Genomic DNA, 326 nt, shown 5'->3' with positions numbered 1-326 from the left:
AAATTCAGTAGTAAACCAGCCTATGGTTTGCGTAAGGTTCAGTGCAGCGTCAAACTCTTCACGACCATGAGATTCTAAATTCAGCTTAATCGCTTCTTTTTGATAACACTTACCTAGTGCAGATGTCACCGCTGCAATCAATATCTCATCAATGTCGAGCACTCGGGATTCTTGGCAATAGCGAATAACATTTTGTGTTAGCTCTGTCGGTAACAATGTCCGATGATGAATAATACGGCCCTTTGCCGTTGACGGTTTTAACGGCTCAATAAAGCAAGACTCCTGCTCAATCCAACCTTTCGCTTGCTTCATCAACTGTGGTAAGT

General features: G+C 42.6%; 1 protein-coding gene. It reads right to left on the bottom strand.

Annotated features, from left to right (window positions below):
- On the bottom strand, positions 1-312 hold a 312-nt coding region (locus Q5762_RS37635), incomplete at its 3' end, for a hypothetical protein (RefSeq protein ID WP_315896811.1).
- Positions 313-326: the final 14 nt, after the last annotated feature.

Source organism: Streptomyces sp. P9(2023) (genome assembly GCF_032436795.1).
Taxonomy (GTDB): domain Bacteria; phylum Actinomycetota; class Actinomycetes; order Streptomycetales; family Streptomycetaceae; genus Streptomyces.
Note: the sequence above shows the minus strand (reverse complement) of the source record. Positions and strands in the feature narration are given on the sequence as shown.